Below are 735 nucleotides of genomic sequence, written 5' to 3'. Positions count from 1 at the left end.
ACGCATTTGTGTCGAAATCGGCGGTTTTGCCGAGGCTGTTGCGGCGTTTCTCGCCGAGGGCGGGCAAGGTGCGAATGTAACCGTTCCGTTCAAGCAGGAAGCTTTTGCGCTGGCGGACGAACATTCCGACCGCGCCTTGGCTGCCGGCGCGGTCAATACGCTGGTGTGGTTGGAAGACGGCAGAATACGCGGCGACAATACCGACGGTATCGGTTTGGCCAACGACATCACGCAGGTTAAAAACATTGCCATTGAAGGCAAAACCATTTTGCTTTTGGGTGCAGGCGGCGCGGTGCGCGGCGTGATTCCGGTTTTGAAAGAACACCGCCCTGCCCGTATCGTCATTGCCAACCGTACCCATGCCAAAGCCGAGGAATTGGCGCGGCTTTTCGGCATTGAAGCCGTCCCGATGGCGGATTTGAACGGCGGTTTTGATATCATCATCAACGGCACGTCCGGCGGCTTGAGCGGTCAGCTTCCTGCCGTCAGCCCTGAAATTTTCCGCAACTGCCGCCTTGCCTACGATATGGTTTACGGCGACGCGGCGCAGACATTTTTGAACTTTGCCCAAAGCAACGACGCGGCCGAAGTTTCAGACGGCCTGGGCATGCTGGTCGGTCAGGCTGCCGCCTCCTACCATATTTGGCGCGGATTTACACCCGATATCCGCCCTGTTAGGTCGAATACATGAAAGCCCTGTAACCATGTTCCGCATCATTAAATGGCTGATTGCCC

General features: G+C 56.9%; 1 pseudogene. It reads left to right on the top strand.

What is annotated here, in order from left to right:
• Positions 1 to 702, top strand: a pseudogene (gene aroE / locus ACTHUE_RS19630) (shikimate dehydrogenase); the annotation flags it as partial.
• Positions 703 to 735: the final 33 nt, after the last annotated feature.

Source organism: Neisseria sp. P0021.S005 (genome assembly GCF_051956955.1).
This window is presented reverse-complemented; position numbering and strand designations above follow the sequence as displayed.